Genomic DNA, 14,109 nt, shown 5'->3' with positions numbered 1-14,109 from the left:
ACTCGCGCGGGACCGCGCGGTCCGCGTACGCGCGGCAACGGTTTGGCGGCGCGTACGCGGAGGGCCGTTCACCCGGTCTTGCGTGCCACGCCGCCGAAGAAGCCGATCGTGCCGGATCCCGCCGGCGGCGGGGTGTCCGGACGCCAGAACGGGACTTGGGCCAGGCCGGGCTCGATCAGTTCGAAGCCGTCGAAGAACCGCTCGACCCTGGCGCGGGAACGGAGGTTCAGCGTCGCCGTGGCCTTGGTGTAGACGGCCTGGGCTTCGCTGCGATCGGCGAAGTCACCCGTGGCGTGCGAGAGGACCAGGAAACTGCCGGCCGGCAGCGCGTCGCGAAGAGTCGTGACGACCTGCTCGGGCTTCTCCGCGTCGGTGATGAAGTGGAGCACGGCGACGAGGAGCAGGGCGACCGGCTCGTCGAAGTCGATCACCCGGCGGACGTCGGGGTGGTCCAGGATGGCCGCCGGGTCGCGCAGATCGGCGAGCACGATGCCGGTCTCGCCGGAGCGGTCGAGCAGCGCGTTGGCGTGCGCGTTCACGATCGGGTCGTTGTCGACGTACGCGATACGTACGTCCGGCGCCACTTCCTGGGCGGTCTCGTGCACGTTCGGCGAGGTGGGCAGCCCGGTGCCGACGTCGAGTATCTGCCGGACACCGCTGCCGACCACGTACCGCACGGCGCGCTGCAGGAAGGCCCGGTTGGCCCGTACGCCGATCCGCACCTCGGGCGCCGCGGCGGCCAGTTCGTCGCCGGCCCGCTGGTCCACCTCGTAGTTGTCCTTGCCGTTCAGCAAGTAGTCGTAGATCCGCGCGGGATGGGGCCTGCTGGTGTCGATCTTCTCGGCACGGAAGACGTTCTGTCCCACGCTGCGCTCCTCGCTGCTCTCGACGACCGCCCCGGATCCCCCCGCCCGCGAGCGCCTGCCGACAGCCTCCCACATCAACTCCGGCGCGTAGGTGGGTAGTTCCGCGAGGACGGCGCGCAGCCGCCCCAACACCTGGATGCCCACCGACCCTCGGCAGCGGGACCGGCGCCCCGGCCGGCACGAACGCCCCGGACCGGCAGGCACGAACACCCCGGACCAGGCTCCGGGCGACGTCAGGCCGTGGCCCGCAGGTGGTCGTGCGCCCAGTCCTCGAAGGTCGTGAGCGGGATACCGAGGGCCCGCGCGAATTCGGGGCGGGCGGGCTGCGGGTGCTCATTGACGTGGGCCTGCCCCAAGCCCATGGCGGGCATCCCCGCGGCGGTCGCCTCCTCCTCGGTCATGTCGGGCGCGGTCAACTCGGCGCCCAGGTTGCGGGAGAGGACCTTGGCGATGTCCGTCATCGTCAGGTAGTCGCTCGCCAGCTCCAGTTCGACCCCGTCGAACCGCTCCGGCGCCGCGATGGCCGCGGCCGCGGCCTGGCCGATGTCGTCGACCGCGACGAGGGACAGCCGGGTCGTGGGCTTGAGGAGGGTCACCAGACCGCCCTCGACCCCGCGCGGGAACAGGATTTCCACGGAGGGGCGGAAGTTCTCCATGAAGAAGCCCGGCTTGATGAGCGTCCAGTGCGTGAAGCCCGCCGCGCGCACCCGGTCCTGGATCCCGGCCTTCGCGGCGTAGTACGGCTCCATCCAGGCCCAGTCGCCCCTGACCCAATCGGTGTGCTGCCCGGCTCCGGAGACGGAGGTGTGCACGAACTGCGGCACTCCGGCGGCCCGCGCGCCCTCGATGAGATTGACGGCCTGTTCGACCTCGCCCTCGAATGCGCGCCCGTTCACGTCGGGCATCTGTACCGAGAAGACGGCGCGGGCTCCCTCGGCGGCCCGCGTCAAGGAGTCTCGGTCGTCCAGGTCGCCGGTGACCAGTTCGGCGCCGAGCGCTTCGACGGCCTTCGCCCGTTCGGTCGCGGGGTCGCGGACCAGCGACCGGACCGCGATGCCCGCGGCCAGCAGGGCACGGGCGGTGGCGCCTCCCTGCAAACCGGTGGCGCCGACGACCAGGACGGGTGCGGATTCTGTAGTCATGATGTTCCTCGGGTGGCGGCGAACAGCTAAGTGGCGAGGCCCGCCACTTATCTTTCGGTACGATACGGAGGACCCCGCCACTTAGCAAGCTCGGAGATCACGCCATGACCGTCCAGCGCGCGGACGCCCGTCGTAACTACGCGCGGATTCTCGCCGTCGCCGAGGAGGAGGTCGCCGCGCACGGCGTCGACGCCTCCCTCGAACAGATCGCCCGCGTCGCGGGCGTCGGCTCGGCCACCGTGCGGCGCCACTTCCCCAGCCGCGCGGCGCTGTTGAACGCGGTGTTCAGCGAGCGGATCGAGGCCCTGTGCACCCACGCGCGCGACCTGGCGGGGGCGGCCGACCCGCGGGCCGCGCTGCTGGAGTGGCTGGGCGCGCTCACCACGTACGCCGCCTCCGCACGGGGCCTGGCCGACGCCCTGGTCCAGGACGGAAGGATGGACGACCCGGATCATGTGAACGCCTGCTCCGCGAAGCTCGGCGGGGCGGTCGAACCGCTGCTGGAGCACGCCGGGCGGGCCGGCGCGGTGGCGCCGGGCGTCACCGTCACGGACCTGGTCACGCTGGTCACAGGCATCGCCCTGGCCACGGAACACCACCCGGACCCCACCGCCGAGGCGCACCGACTGCTCGGCCTGACCGTGGCGGGAGTCAGCCCACAGGGGTAAGAGCCGGCAGGGGTGACGGCCCGTGGAGGTGACCGCCCACACGGGAGCGGGCCTCAGCACGCTCCGCGCGGCGAGCGACGCGCGCCCCGACCGGGGCCCGCGGCAATCCTGTTCACTCTCCGGACGCGGTCCGTCCCGCACGCCCGTCGCCGGTCGTGGTGATGCGGATGATGGCCTCAAGTGTCAGATTGCGGTCGTGCGGTTCGCGGGCGAGGGCGCGGTGGAGCGTCAAGCCCTCGATGAGGGCGTCGAGTTGGCGGGCGGTGTCGGGGTCGAAGTGCTTTTCCAGGTGGATGCGGCTGCGGCGCATCCACCCGTGCGTCAGTTCCCGGTATTCCGGCCGGCGCGCGGCGAGGGTGTACAGCTCCTGGGTGAGGACGAGGTCGCGCTGCGGCCCCTCGGACAGGATGTGGACGAGGTCGGCCACAGCCTCTCTCGCCTGGTCACGATCGGTCGGAGCGGACAGATAGGTGTCGAAGACCGCGACGATGTGGTCGGTGAAGCGCCCGAAGGTTTCGCGAAGCAGTTCGTCGATGCCGCTGAAGTGGTACGTCATCGACCCCAGGGGTACGCCGGCTCGCGCGGCGATCTTGCGGTGGGAGACGCGGGCGAGGCCCTCTTCGGCGATCAGGTCGAGCGTGGCGTCGATGATGCGTTCGCGGCGCTGCGGGTCAGTGTGTCCGGTGGCCATGTCGGTGCGCTCAGAGGGTACGGAGCGGGCGGGCGGGGCCGCCGCCGAGGCCCCCGGCCGGCTTGCGTTCCCCGTGTGCGCGCGGGCCTTGCCCGGAGTAGTCCATCGGCATAGGTGCGAACGTACACGCTCGGCGGTTGTCCGGGGCGCCGCTCACCGGCGTCGGGGCTGTAGCACCCCCGCCAGCAGTATCACCATCAGCCCGGCCAGGGGCACCACCAACAGGCCCGCCCGAAGGCTGGTCGCGTCCGCGACGAGCCCGACGACCGGCGGCGAGAGCAGGAAGCCGAGCCGCATGAGCCAGGAGACGATCGTGAGCCCAGACCCGGGCTTGAGGCCGGGCAGTTCGTCGGCCTCGTGCATCGCCGCGGGCACCAGGGTCGCCACCCCGAACCCGGCGGTGGCGAAACCGAGGATCGTGCCGGTCGCCGTGGGCACGGCCAGGGCCAGGCCCATGCCGACCGCGGCGATGAGCCCGCCGAAGCGTGCGACCGTACGCTGGCCGAACCGGTCGACGAGCCGGTCGCCGATCAGACGGCCGACGAACTGGGCTCCGACCAGGGCGATGTAGCCGGAGGCCGCGAGCGTTCCCGAGGCATGCAGCGAGTCGGAGAGGTAGAGCGCGGCCCAGGAGTTGCCCGCGTCCTCGACGAGCGCTCCGGCGGCGGCGATGAGGACGAGTGCGGCCAGCACGTACCTGGTGCGCAGCCGTGCCCTTCTGCGCTCCTCTCGCTCCCGGCCTTCGGCGTCCGGCTCCCCCGCTCCATCCGTTTTCTCAGCTTCCCGCGCTTCCGCCGTTCCCTCCGCGACCGGCTCCGTGTCCGGCCCGGTCAGACAGAACCGCAGGGCGACGCAGGCGGCGATGCCGAACACCACCGCCGAGATCAGCAGGTGCTGCCCCAGCGACAGGCCGAGCGCGATGGCGCCGGCGGCCATGGATCCACCGACGACCGCGCCGATGGACCAGATGGCGTGGAAGGAGTTGATGATGGAGCGACCGTACCGGCGCTGCACGCGCAGGCCGTGGGCGTTCTGCGCGACATCGGTGATCGCGTCCATCGCCCCGGCCAGGAACAGCGCTGTCGCGAACAGCACCACGGAGCCCGAGAGACCGGCGGCCAGCACGCCTATGCCTGTCAGCAGCGTGCCGGCCACCGCCACACGCCCCGACCCGAACCGGCGGATGAGCACCCCGGCCGCCAGGCCGGCCGCGATGGCGCCCGTCGGGAACGCCGCGACGGCCAGCCCGTAGGCGGCGTTCCCGATGCCGAGATCGGCCTTGATCTGCGGAAAGCGCGGCAGGAGGTTGGCGAACAGCGCCCCGTTGGTGAAGAAGAGCACGGCCACGGCCGTGCGAGCCTGCCGTTCTGCCGGGGCAGGCGGGCGCATTACGTCAACAGTCATGAGCGGGAGCCTACAATCAGAGCGTACGAACGTACACTCCTCCCCTTGGGCGGTGACAACAGCACCGGCCGAGGCGGGTCAGGGCAGGCGTCGGCCCTCGCGCGGATCGGCGGCGGCGGCGTACAGGCGCGCCGCGTCCCGGCCGGGTGGCGCGCCGAAGAGGCGGCGGTATTCGCGGGTGAACTGGGACTGGCTGTCGTAGCCGACGAGGTGTCCGGCGCCCGCGACGTCGTCCGGGTGCGCGAGCAACAGGGTGCGGGCCTCCTGCAGGCGGATACGTTTCTGGAACTGCAGCGGGCTGGTGGCGGTGATGGTGCGGAAGTGCCGGTGGAACGCCGAGGTGCTCATGCCGACCAGCCGGGCGAGGTCGTCGACTCGCAGGGGTTGGGCGTAGTTGTCGCGGATCCACTGGACCGCCCGGTTGATATGGGTCAAGTTGCTGTCGGGCAGACCGATTTGGCGGATCATGGCGCCGTGCGGTCCACGGAGCAGCCGCCACAGGATCTCCCGCTCGATCAGCGGTGCGAGCACCGGCACGTCGGCGGGGTGGTCGAGCAATCGCACCAACCGTGTCGCGGCGTCGAGCAGTTCGGGACCGGCGTCCCCGGTGGCGATCGACGGCGGTCCGGCGGCGCGGCTCGTACGCCGCGGGGACGCGCTCTCCAGCAGGAGAGGGCCGATCGCGGCCGGCCGTAGTACGAACCCCAGGGCGAGGGACGGGTGTTCCCGGCTCGCGCCGAGGAAGTGGCCGGTGACGGGCAGATCCGCGGTGACGATCAGGCACTGGCCGGCGCGGTACTCGTACACCTCGTCACCGAGCAGGAGCCGCTTGCCGCCCTGGGCCATGACCACCAGCAGCGGCTCGGTCAGCGAATGATCCGGCTCGGCGTCCGCCACGCGGGACAACAGCAGTCCCTCGATCGCGGTCCCTCCGTCCGGGCGGGCGTGGGCCGCGATCAGTGTCCTGAGTTCGTCGAGCCGCGACGGGGTGGTGGACATACCCCTCACGAAAGCACTCCCGGCCGGCCGGGGCAAGCCCGATCCGGGCAAGTTCGGCAGGATTGTGCAAGACCTCGCACGGATCGGTCTACCCCGGACCACCGGGTGTGAGGTGTGCTGGAGGTGTTCGTTCTTGTCGCCGTACAGCCATCGATTCATCCATCCACACATCCGAAGGCGGGCTCTCATGTCACTCGATCAGTACGTCACCCTCGGCCGCTCGGGGCTGCGTGTCAGCCCGTTCGCGCTCGGCGCCATGACCTTCGGGCAGGACCCCGGGGGCGCCGGTTGCAGCGTCGAGGAGTCGGAGAAGATCCTGGCCGCCTACCTTGACCGGGGCGGGAACTTCATCGACACGGCCAACTTCTACACCAACGGTCACTCCGAGAAGATCCTCGGGGACCACTTCGCCGCACACCCCGGACGGCGTTCCCGCGTGGTGCTGGCTTCGAAGTTCTTCTTCAACATGTTCCCCGGGGATCCCAACGGTGGTGGCGCGGGCCGGGGATCGATCGTCGCCCAGCTCGACGAGTCGCTACGACGACTGGGCACCGACTACCTGGACCTGTACTGGTTGCACAATTGGGATCGCAACACCCCGATCGAGGAGACCATGCGTACCCTCGACGACCTGGTACGGGCCGGCAAGATCCGCTACATCGGGTTCTCCAACACCCCGGCATGGGTCACCGCGCAGGCGCAGACCATGGCCCGGTTCAGAGGCTGGACCCCGTTGATCGCGCTACAGGTCGAGTACTCGCTGCTGGCCCGCACCGTGGAGGGCGAACTCGCGCCGCTGGCACGGGACCAGGGCATGGCACTGACCCCCTGGAGCCCACTGAAGAACGGCTTCCTGTCCGGCAAGTACCGGCGCGGCGCCGAGGTCGCCGACTCGGCCCGCTCCGCCTACGTCGGCGGCCCCACCGAGCGGGAATACACCGTCATCGACACGGTCGCCGCCGTCGCGGACGAACTCGGCACGAGCTCCGCCGCGGTCTCCCTCGCCTGGCTGCGGGCCCGCCAGGGCACCGTCGTACCGATCCTGGGAGCCCGGCGCGTGGAGCACCTGGAGAACAATCTCGCCGCTCTTGAGATCACGCTGGGCCCGGACCACCTTCGCGCGCTGGACGAGGTCTCGGCCCCGACCCTCGACTACCCGGCGCCCATGCACGGCGAGAGTCGCGCGATGCTGCAGTTCGCCGGGGCCACGGTGGACGGCGAGGAATCGGCCGTGTATCCCCCGCTGTTGCAGAGCGATGTCCGCTACTGAGCGTCCATGAGCCCTGCCGCCAGTCGCGTAGGTCCGGGTCGGCGAAGCTGACGTACGCCGCGTCGGGGCGCAGACGGTGGCGGTAGGCCGTTCCGTCGGGACGGGACTCAGCTCAAGGTGAGGAGAACTTCGTCGATCTCGCCGTCTCGGGCCTGGGCGAAGCCCCTCTCGTGCCCGGTGATGACGAAGCCGCACTTCTCCAGTACGCGGATCGAGCCCGCGTTGTCGGCCGCCGCGTGGGCGTGCAGCGGGCGGGTGCGGACGAGTTCGATCAGTGCCGCGAGCGCCGTCGTGGCTATCCCCCGGCCCCAGTGCGCTCGGCCGATCCAGTACGTGACCTCGCGTTCATCCGGAGGCCCGTACACCGCGACATGACCGACCACCTCCCCGTCGGCGAGCACGGTGCGCATCAGAACCTCGGGGCTGGCACGAATCCTCGCCCAGTGGGCGTCGAAGTGCCCCCGGTCGTAGTGGTACGTCCTGGTGACCGCGGCCACGTGCTGCGCCGCGGGGTCGGACAGGTGCTCCCAGAAGATGTCCAGGTCGCTGTCACGCACTTCACGCAGTGAGGTCATCCCTTTGGTCGCTCCTGCCGCCGGCTTCCTGGCCTGACGCCCCATCAGGTGAACTCCCCGCGGGTCGTCCTGGATTCGGCCTCAGGGCCGTAGGTCGAGATTCTGGTAGATCTCCGTCGTCACCTTGGAGAAGTTCATGGTCATGAAGTGCAGACCCGGAGCATCCTCGCCGATCAGCCGACGGCACATCTCGGTGGCGTGGTCGATGCCGAGCGCCCTGACCGCCTTGGGGTCGTCCTCGACGTCGAGCATCCGCTCGGCGAGCCGCGCCGGGAAGACCGCGGTGCTGAGGCTCGGAATACGGCGCAGTGAGCGGATCGTGGTGACCGGCATGATCTCCGGGATGATCGGCGTCGTGCACCCGGCGCCCGCGACCCGGTCGCGGAAGCGCAGGTAGTCGTCGACGTCGAAGAACATCTGGGTGATCGCGTAGTCGGCGCCGGCCCGGCACTTGTCGACGAAGTGGCGGATGTCGCTGTCCCAGTCGGCCGAGCGCGGGTGCATCTCGGGGAAGGCCGCGACGCCGACGCAGAAGTTGCCGGATTCCTTGATCAGCTCGACCAGCTCCGCCGCGTACTCGACCCCCTGCGGGTGCTTCGTCCAGGGGCCGAGCGGGTCGCCGGGCGGGTCGCCGCGCAGCGCGAGGATGTTGCGGACGCCCTGGTCGGCGTAGTGGCCCAGGATGTTGCGCAGTTCGGCGACGCTGTGGTCGACCGCCGTGAGGTGGGCGACCGGGGTGAGCGTCGTCTCCTGGGCGATCCGCCCCGTCATGCCGATGGTGCGGCCACGCGTCGAACCGCCGGCGCCGTACGTCACCGAGACGAAGTCCGGTGCCAGTGCTTCCAGCCTTCGGATCGCCGTCCAGAGCCCGGCTTCGGCCGCCTCACTGCGCGGCGGCATGAACTCGAAGGAGTAGACACGCTCCCCCGCGGCGAGGAGGTCGCGGATGGATACAGCGTGGTCCGCTCTTGTGCTGGGAATACCGAGAGCCATGGGCGCAGGTTAATGGCCTGCCACGGGCGATCCGACCGCCGTCCGATTGCTGATATCCGCTCCGGGCCGCCCGCCGTGCTCCGCCGCCGGAATCACGCGCGCGATCACGTCCGGGATCACGTCGGCGATCAGGTCGGCGGTCACGTCCGCGATCACGTCCGGATTGTGGGCAGGGGTGTGTGAGCCTCGTCCGTCCCCCGTAGGCTGTTCAGTGCAGCTGGTTCGCTCCTGCCCGCCAGGCAGGACGTCGTAAGAGGGAACCCGGTGGGAATCCGGGACTGCCCCGCAGCGGTGAGTGGGAACGACCGCCGTCATACGCACTGGGCCCGGCGGGCCTGGGAAGCGACGGCCAGTAGGTGTCTCGTAACCGATACGAGACGAGCCCACGAGTCCGAAGACCTGCCCGTTGCCCGTGCGCGACCGATCGCGCGCGGTCATTCCGGTGACCTCGTGGGCGGGTCGGCGTACATATCGAGCGGCACGCGCGGCAATCGCGCGAGACGTCCGCACGATCGGTCGTCCCTTCGCGTCCGCGTCCCGTCTCCGGGATGTTCAGGACACATCTCGCGAAGGAGAGTTCCGTGACAGCGCAGTCCGCAGCCGCGGCAGCACGGGCCACCGTGTACGGCTACCCCCGCCAGGGCCGGAACCGTGAACTGAAGAAGGCCATCGAGGGCTACTGGAAGGGCCGCGTCGACGCCGACGCCCTCCGGAGGACCGCGGCCGACCTTCGCCGTTCGAACTGGCAGCAGTTGGCCGACGCCGGCATCCATGACGTGCCGTCCGGTGATTTCTCGTACTACGACCATGTGCTGGACACCAGCGTCATGGTCGGCGCTGTTCCCGCGCGGCACCGTGCGGCGGTCGACGCCGACGCGCTGGCAGGATATTTCGCCATGGCGCGCGGCACGCAGGACGTGGCTCCGCTGGAGATGACGAAGTGGTTCGACACCAACTACCACTACCTCGTTCCCGAGTTGGGCCCGGACACGGTCTTCGCCGCCGACTCCGCCAAACAGGTCGCCGAATTGAAGGAAGCCCTCGCGCTCGGTCTCACCGCCCGGCCCGTGCTCCTCGGCCCCGTCACGTATCTCCTGCTGGCCAAGCCCGCTCCGGGGGTGGCCGCGGACTTCGAGCCGCTGACGCTGCTGGACCGGCTGCTGCCGGTGTACGCGGAGGTGCTGGCCGACCTGCGTGCCGCCGGCGCCGACTGGGTGCAGCTGGACGAGCCCGCGCTGGTCGAGGACCGCACCCCGGCCGAGCTGAACGCCGCCACCCGCGCCTACCGTGACCTCGGCGGCGCGACCGACCGGCCGAAGCTGCTCGTCGCCTCCTACTTCGGGCGGCTCGGCGACGCGCTCCCGGTGCTCGCCAAGGCCCCGATCGAAGGTCTGGCCCTGGACTTCACCGAATCAGGTGCCGCCAACCTCGAAAACCTCGCGGCCGTCGGCGGACTGACCGGCAAGCGCCTGGTCGCGGGCGTCGTCAACGGACGCAACATCTGGATCAACGACTTCGAGAAGTCCCTCGCGACCCTCGGCACGCTCCTCGGCCTCGCCGGCCAGGTGGACGTCTCCGCCTCCTGCTCCCTGCTGCACGTCCCGCTCGACGCCACCGCCGAGACCGACATCGAACCGGAGATCGCCCGCTGGCTGGCGTTCGCCCGCCAGAAGAGCACCGAGGTCGCGACCCTGGCCCGCGCCCTGACCGAGGGCACCGGCGCGATCACCGCCGAACTCGCCGCCAACCGCGCCGCTCTCGCCTCCCGCGCGGACTCGGCGCTCACCCGCGACCCGGCCGTGCGCGCCCGTACCGCGGCCGTCACCGACGCGGACGGGCGGCGCTCGCAGCCGTACGCCCAGCGCACCACCGCCCAGCGGGCGCACCTCAAGCTGCCGCTTCTGCCCACGACCACCATCGGCTCCTTCCCGCAGACCACCGAACTGCGCACCGCACGCGCCGACTTGCGCAAGGGGCTGATCGACACCGCCGGTTACGAGGAGCGGATCGAGGAAGAGATCCGCGACGTCCTCTCCTTCCAGGAGAAGACCGGAATCGACGTCCTGGTCCACGGCGAGCCCGAACGCAACGACATGGTGCAGTACTTCGCCGAGCAGCTGACCGGCTACGTGGCCACCCGGCACGGCTGGGTGCAGTCGTACGGCACCCGTTACGTACGCCCTCCGGTCCTCGCCGGAGACATCTCGCGCCCGGAGCCGATGACGGTGCGCTGGACGTCGTACGCGCAGTCGCTCACCGACCGCCCGGTCAAGGGCATGCTCACCGGCCCCGTCACAATGCTCGCCTGGTCCTTCGTCCGCGACGACCAGCCGCTCGGCGACACGGCCCGCCAGGTCGCTCTCGCCCTGCGTGACGAGGTCAACGACCTTGAGGCGGCGGGTACTTCGGTGATCCAGGTCGACGAGCCCGCGCTGCGCGAGACCCTGCCGCTGCGCGCCACCGACCACGCCGACTATCTGGCATGGGCGACGGAATCGTTCCGTCTGACCACCGCCGGCGTCCGTCCGAAGACGCAGATCCACACGCACATGTGCTACGCGGAGTTCGGTGACATCGTGCAGGCCATCGACGACCTCGACGCCGACGTCATCAGCCTCGAAGCGGCCCGCTCGCACATGCAGGTCGCGGGTGAACTCGCCGCACACGGCTATCCGCGCGAGGCGGGACCCGGCGTCTACGACATCCACTCCCCTCGCATCCCGAGCGCCGAGGAGGCAACCGCCCTTCTCCGCAAGGGACTTGAGGCGATCCCCGCCGAACGGCTCTGGGTGAACCCGGACTGCGGGCTCAAGACCCGCGGCTGGCCCGAGACCAGGGCCTCCCTGGAGAACCTGGTCACCGCCGCCCGCGAGATCCGCACCCAGCTGGCCGCTGAAGGTTCCTGACCCGACGGGGCCGGGGCAGGCACCGCGTGGCGCCCGCCCCGGCCCCGACGCACCTCGGCCGGTTCGTCGACCGGCCGCCGTACCGGTACCGGTACCGGTCCTCAGCGCACGAGGCAGGGGCGCTTGGCGTCGAACTCCCAGCCGGGGACCAGGTATCGCATTCCGGCGGCGTCGTCGCGCCCGCCGAGTGCCTTCTCCCGGTACAGCTCGTGGGCCGCGAGGAGCCGGTCCATGTCGAGTCGGACTCCCAGCCCGGGAGCGTCGGGGACGGCGATCTCGCCGTCGACGACACATGGCGGGGCGGTGGTGAGCCGCTCAAGGCCTTCCTGCCAGATCCAGTGGGTGTCGAGGGCGTTGTACTCGCCGGGGGCCGCGGCCCCGCAGTGGGTCACCATGGCCAGGGAGATGTCGAAGTGGTTGTTGGAGTGGCAGCCCCAGGTCAGGCCCGCCGCGTGACAGAGCTGGGCGACGCGGACCGACCCCTGCATGGTCCAGAAGTGCGGGTCGGCCAGTGGGATGGACACCGACTGCAGGGCCAGGGCGTGGGTCAGTTGCCGCCAGTCGGTGGCGACCATGTTGGTGGCCGTCGGCAGACCGGTGGCGCGGCGGAACTCGGCCAGGATCTCCCGCCCGGAGTAGCCCTCCTCGGCTCCGCACGGATCCTCCGCGTAGGCGAGCGTGCCGACCAGCGGCCGACACAGCTCGACCGCCTCGCGCAGCGACCACGCGCCGTTCGGGTCGAGGGTGATCCGGGCCTCGGGGAAGCGGTCCTTGAGCGCGCGTACCGCCTTGACCTCCTCGGCGCCGTCCAGGACACCGCCCTTGAGCTTGAAGTCCCGGAAGCCGTACAGCTCGTGGGTGGCCTCGGCCTGGCGGACGATCGCCTCCGGTGTCAGGGCCTCCTCGTGCCGGAGGCGGTACCAGTCTTCGGCCGCGCCCGGTTCACGGACGTACTCCAGGTCGGTCCGGTCGGGGTCACCGACGTAGAAGAGGTAGCCGAGTACCCGTACGGAGTCGCGCTGCTGCCCGTCGCCGAGAAGCGCCGCGACGGGCACGTCCAGGTGCTGACCGAGGAGGTCGAGGAGAGCCGACTCGACGGCGGTGACGGCGTGGACCGTCGTACGCAGGTCGAAGGTCTGCCCGCCCCTGCCTCCCGAGTCCCGGCCCGCGAACCGGTCCCCCATCTCGCGCAGGACCCGCTTGTAGTCGCCGATCTTCGCGCCGAGCACGAGGGGCTCGGCGTCACGCAGCGTCCGTGTGATCTTCTCCCCGCCCGGCACCTCGCCGAGGCCCGTCCGTCCCTCCGAGTCCTGGAGGACCACCACGTTGCGGGTGAAGTAGGGCCCGTGCGCGCCGGAGAGGTTCAGCGCCATGGAGTCCCGGCCGGCGACCGGGTAGACGGAGAGCGCGGTGACGGTCGGCCGGCTGCTGATGCTCATCAGGAAACCTTACGGACGAGGGCGTACGGGGAGGGTGGAGGCCGGTCAGGGGCTTCAGCGGTTTCAGCGGTTTCAGCGGTTGAGGATGTCGAGGGCCCGCTCGACGGCAGGGCGAGGGGCAGCGGGAGCGCGATCCGACGACGGCCGGAGGCCTGGCAGTTCCCCCTCGAACCGCGGGTCCTGGCGGTTCAGGCGCGTCGTCGTACGGCACCGACCAGGTTCAGGCCGGCATCGAGGATCTTCTCCAGGTCGGCGAGGTCGGCCGGGCCGGGGTCGGTGAGGGGGGCGCGTACGGGGCCGACGGCCAGGCCGCGCAGCCGGGCGGCGGCCTTGACCAGTGCGACGGCGTAGCCCGGCACCCGGTCGCGCAGTTCGACGAACGGCACGTAGAAGTCGCGCAGGAGCTTGTTCACGGCCGCGTCGTCACCGTCGCGCAGAGCGGAGAAGAAGGTGTTGGCGATCTCGGGGGCGAAGGCGTGGACGGCGGAGGAGTAGGCGGGGACCCCGACCGTGGCGTACGCGCGTGCCTGGATCTCGGCGGTGGCGGCGCCGTTGAAGAAGAGGAAGCCGTCGGGCGCCGCCAGGGTGAGGCGCTGGAGCCGGTCGAGGTCGCTCTGGCCGTCCTTGAGGCCGATGACGGTGGGGATGTCCGCGATCCGGCGCAGCCCCTCCGGGGTGAAGGTGACCGGGCCGCGCTGGTAGGCGATGAGCGGTAGCCGGGTGCCGGCACCGATACGCCGCAACTGCTCCACCAGGCCGTCCTGCGGGGCCTCGACCAGATAGTGGGGCATCACCAGCAGGGCGTCGGCGCCCGCCTCTTCCGCGATCCGGGCGAACCGCAGCGCCTGCGCCCAGCCGTAGCCGATGCCGGCGACCACGGGCAGTCGGCCGTCGGCGACCTCGACGGTGGCCGCGACGACCGTACGGTACTCATCCTCGTTCAGCCCGCTGAACTCGCCGGTTCCGCAGGCGGGGAACACCGCGCCGGGAGCGGAGTCCAACTGGGAGGCCAGATACGCCCGGTATGCCGCTACGTCGAGCCCGCCGTCCTCCTGAAAACTCGTCACCGGGAAGGAAAGTACACCCCCCTTCATCGCCGCACGCAGCCGCTGCGCCACTCCCTCGGTCTCCACGCTCAGCCCTGCCATCGATCCGG

13 protein-coding genes and 1 riboswitch are annotated in these 14,109 nt (G+C 70.8%); of the genes, 3 read left to right on the top strand and 10 right to left on the bottom strand.

The annotated features are described in order from the left end of the window. Positions 1-68 precede the first annotated feature (68 nt). A complete protein-coding gene (locus P3L51_RS08665; RefSeq protein ID WP_354604533.1) occupies positions 69-866 on the bottom strand; it encodes an SAM-dependent methyltransferase in 798 nt (265 codons plus the stop codon). Between the two features lie 233 nt (positions 867-1,099). Next, complete coding sequence (locus P3L51_RS08660; protein WP_354604509.1) at positions 1,100-2,008, bottom strand: NmrA/HSCARG family protein; 909 nt, start codon at positions 2,006-2,008, stop codon at positions 1,100-1,102. A 104-nt stretch (positions 2,009-2,112) separates the two neighbouring features. Between P3L51_RS08660 and P3L51_RS08655 the strand changes: the two genes are divergently transcribed. Beyond that, positions 2,113-2,676: a TetR/AcrR family transcriptional regulator gene (locus tag P3L51_RS08655; RefSeq protein WP_354604508.1), complete on the top strand. Its 564-nt coding sequence runs from the start codon at positions 2,113-2,115 to the stop codon at positions 2,674-2,676. Positions 2,677-2,788: 112 nt separating this feature from the next. Here P3L51_RS08655 and P3L51_RS08650 read toward each other — a convergent pair whose 3' ends face one another. The 3 genes from P3L51_RS08650 to P3L51_RS08640 form a co-directional block, all read right to left on the bottom strand. Beyond that, the gene (locus P3L51_RS08650; protein ID WP_354604507.1) at positions 2,789-3,367 is read right to left on the bottom strand and encodes a TetR/AcrR family transcriptional regulator; all 579 of its coding nucleotides are present in this window, start codon (positions 3,365-3,367) and stop codon (positions 2,789-2,791) included. 153 nt (positions 3,368-3,520) lie between these two features. Then, on the bottom strand, positions 3,521-4,771 hold the full coding sequence (locus P3L51_RS08645) for an MFS transporter (protein ID WP_354604506.1): 1,251 nt from the start codon (positions 4,769-4,771) through the stop codon (positions 3,521-3,523). Positions 4,772-4,849: 78 nt separating this feature from the next. Continuing rightward, positions 4,850-5,770, bottom strand: coding sequence for an AraC family transcriptional regulator (locus P3L51_RS08640; RefSeq protein WP_354604505.1), 921 nt, complete (start codon positions 5,768-5,770; stop codon positions 4,850-4,852). 187 nt (positions 5,771-5,957) lie between these two features. Here P3L51_RS08640 and P3L51_RS08635 point away from each other — a divergent pair, with 187 nt between their 5' ends. Next, entirely contained in the window at positions 5,958-7,040 is a 1,083-nt protein-coding gene (locus P3L51_RS08635; protein WP_354604504.1) for an aldo/keto reductase, read from the top strand. Positions 7,041-7,147: 107 nt separating this feature from the next. On the opposite strand, the gene P3L51_RS08630 is transcribed toward P3L51_RS08635, so the two are convergent. The 3 genes from P3L51_RS08630 to P3L51_RS08620 all read right to left on the bottom strand — a co-directional run bounded on the left by P3L51_RS08630 (position 7,148) and on the right by P3L51_RS08620 (position 8,764). Continuing rightward, complete coding sequence (locus tag P3L51_RS08630; protein WP_354604503.1) at positions 7,148-7,615, bottom strand: GNAT family N-acetyltransferase; 468 nt, start codon at positions 7,613-7,615, stop codon at positions 7,148-7,150. Positions 7,616-7,696: 81 nt separating this feature from the next. After that, positions 7,697-8,608 (bottom strand): methylenetetrahydrofolate reductase [NAD(P)H], encoded by a 912-nt coding sequence (metF, locus tag P3L51_RS08625; RefSeq protein ID WP_354604502.1) that lies wholly within the window; start codon positions 8,606-8,608, stop codon positions 7,697-7,699. A gap of 9 nt (positions 8,609-8,617) precedes the next feature. Beyond that, positions 8,618-8,764, bottom strand: coding sequence for a hypothetical protein (locus P3L51_RS08620; protein ID WP_354604501.1), 147 nt, complete (start codon positions 8,762-8,764; stop codon positions 8,618-8,620). A gap of 45 nt (positions 8,765-8,809) precedes the next feature. Then, positions 8,810-9,029, top strand: a riboswitch (cobalamin riboswitch). 160 nt (positions 9,030-9,189) lie between these two features. Between P3L51_RS08620 and metE the strand changes: the two genes are divergently transcribed. After that, a complete protein-coding gene (gene metE, locus P3L51_RS08615) occupies positions 9,190-11,514 on the top strand; it encodes a 5-methyltetrahydropteroyltriglutamate--homocysteine S-methyltransferase (protein ID WP_354604500.1) in 2,325 nt (774 codons plus the stop codon). 101 nt (positions 11,515-11,615) lie between these two features. Here metE and P3L51_RS08610 read toward each other — a convergent pair whose 3' ends face one another. Together P3L51_RS08610 and P3L51_RS08605 are read right to left on the bottom strand one after the other, a co-directional pair. Further along, a complete protein-coding gene (locus tag P3L51_RS08610; protein ID WP_354604499.1) occupies positions 11,616-12,953 on the bottom strand; it encodes an enolase C-terminal domain-like protein in 1,338 nt (445 codons plus the stop codon). Positions 12,954-13,141: 188 nt separating this feature from the next. After that, positions 13,142-14,101, bottom strand: a complete 960-nt coding sequence (locus P3L51_RS08605; protein WP_354604498.1) for a 5-dehydro-4-deoxyglucarate dehydratase — start codon at positions 14,099-14,101, stop codon at positions 13,142-13,144. Positions 14,102-14,109 lie beyond the last annotated feature (8 nt).

Origin of the sequence: Streptomyces panacea (genome assembly GCF_040560175.1) — a bacterium.
Taxonomy (GTDB): Bacteria; Actinomycetota; Actinomycetes; order Streptomycetales; family Streptomycetaceae; genus Streptomyces; species Streptomyces panacea.
The sequence above is the reverse complement of the archived record's forward strand: the minus strand, read 5'-3'. Positions and strand labels throughout refer to the sequence as shown.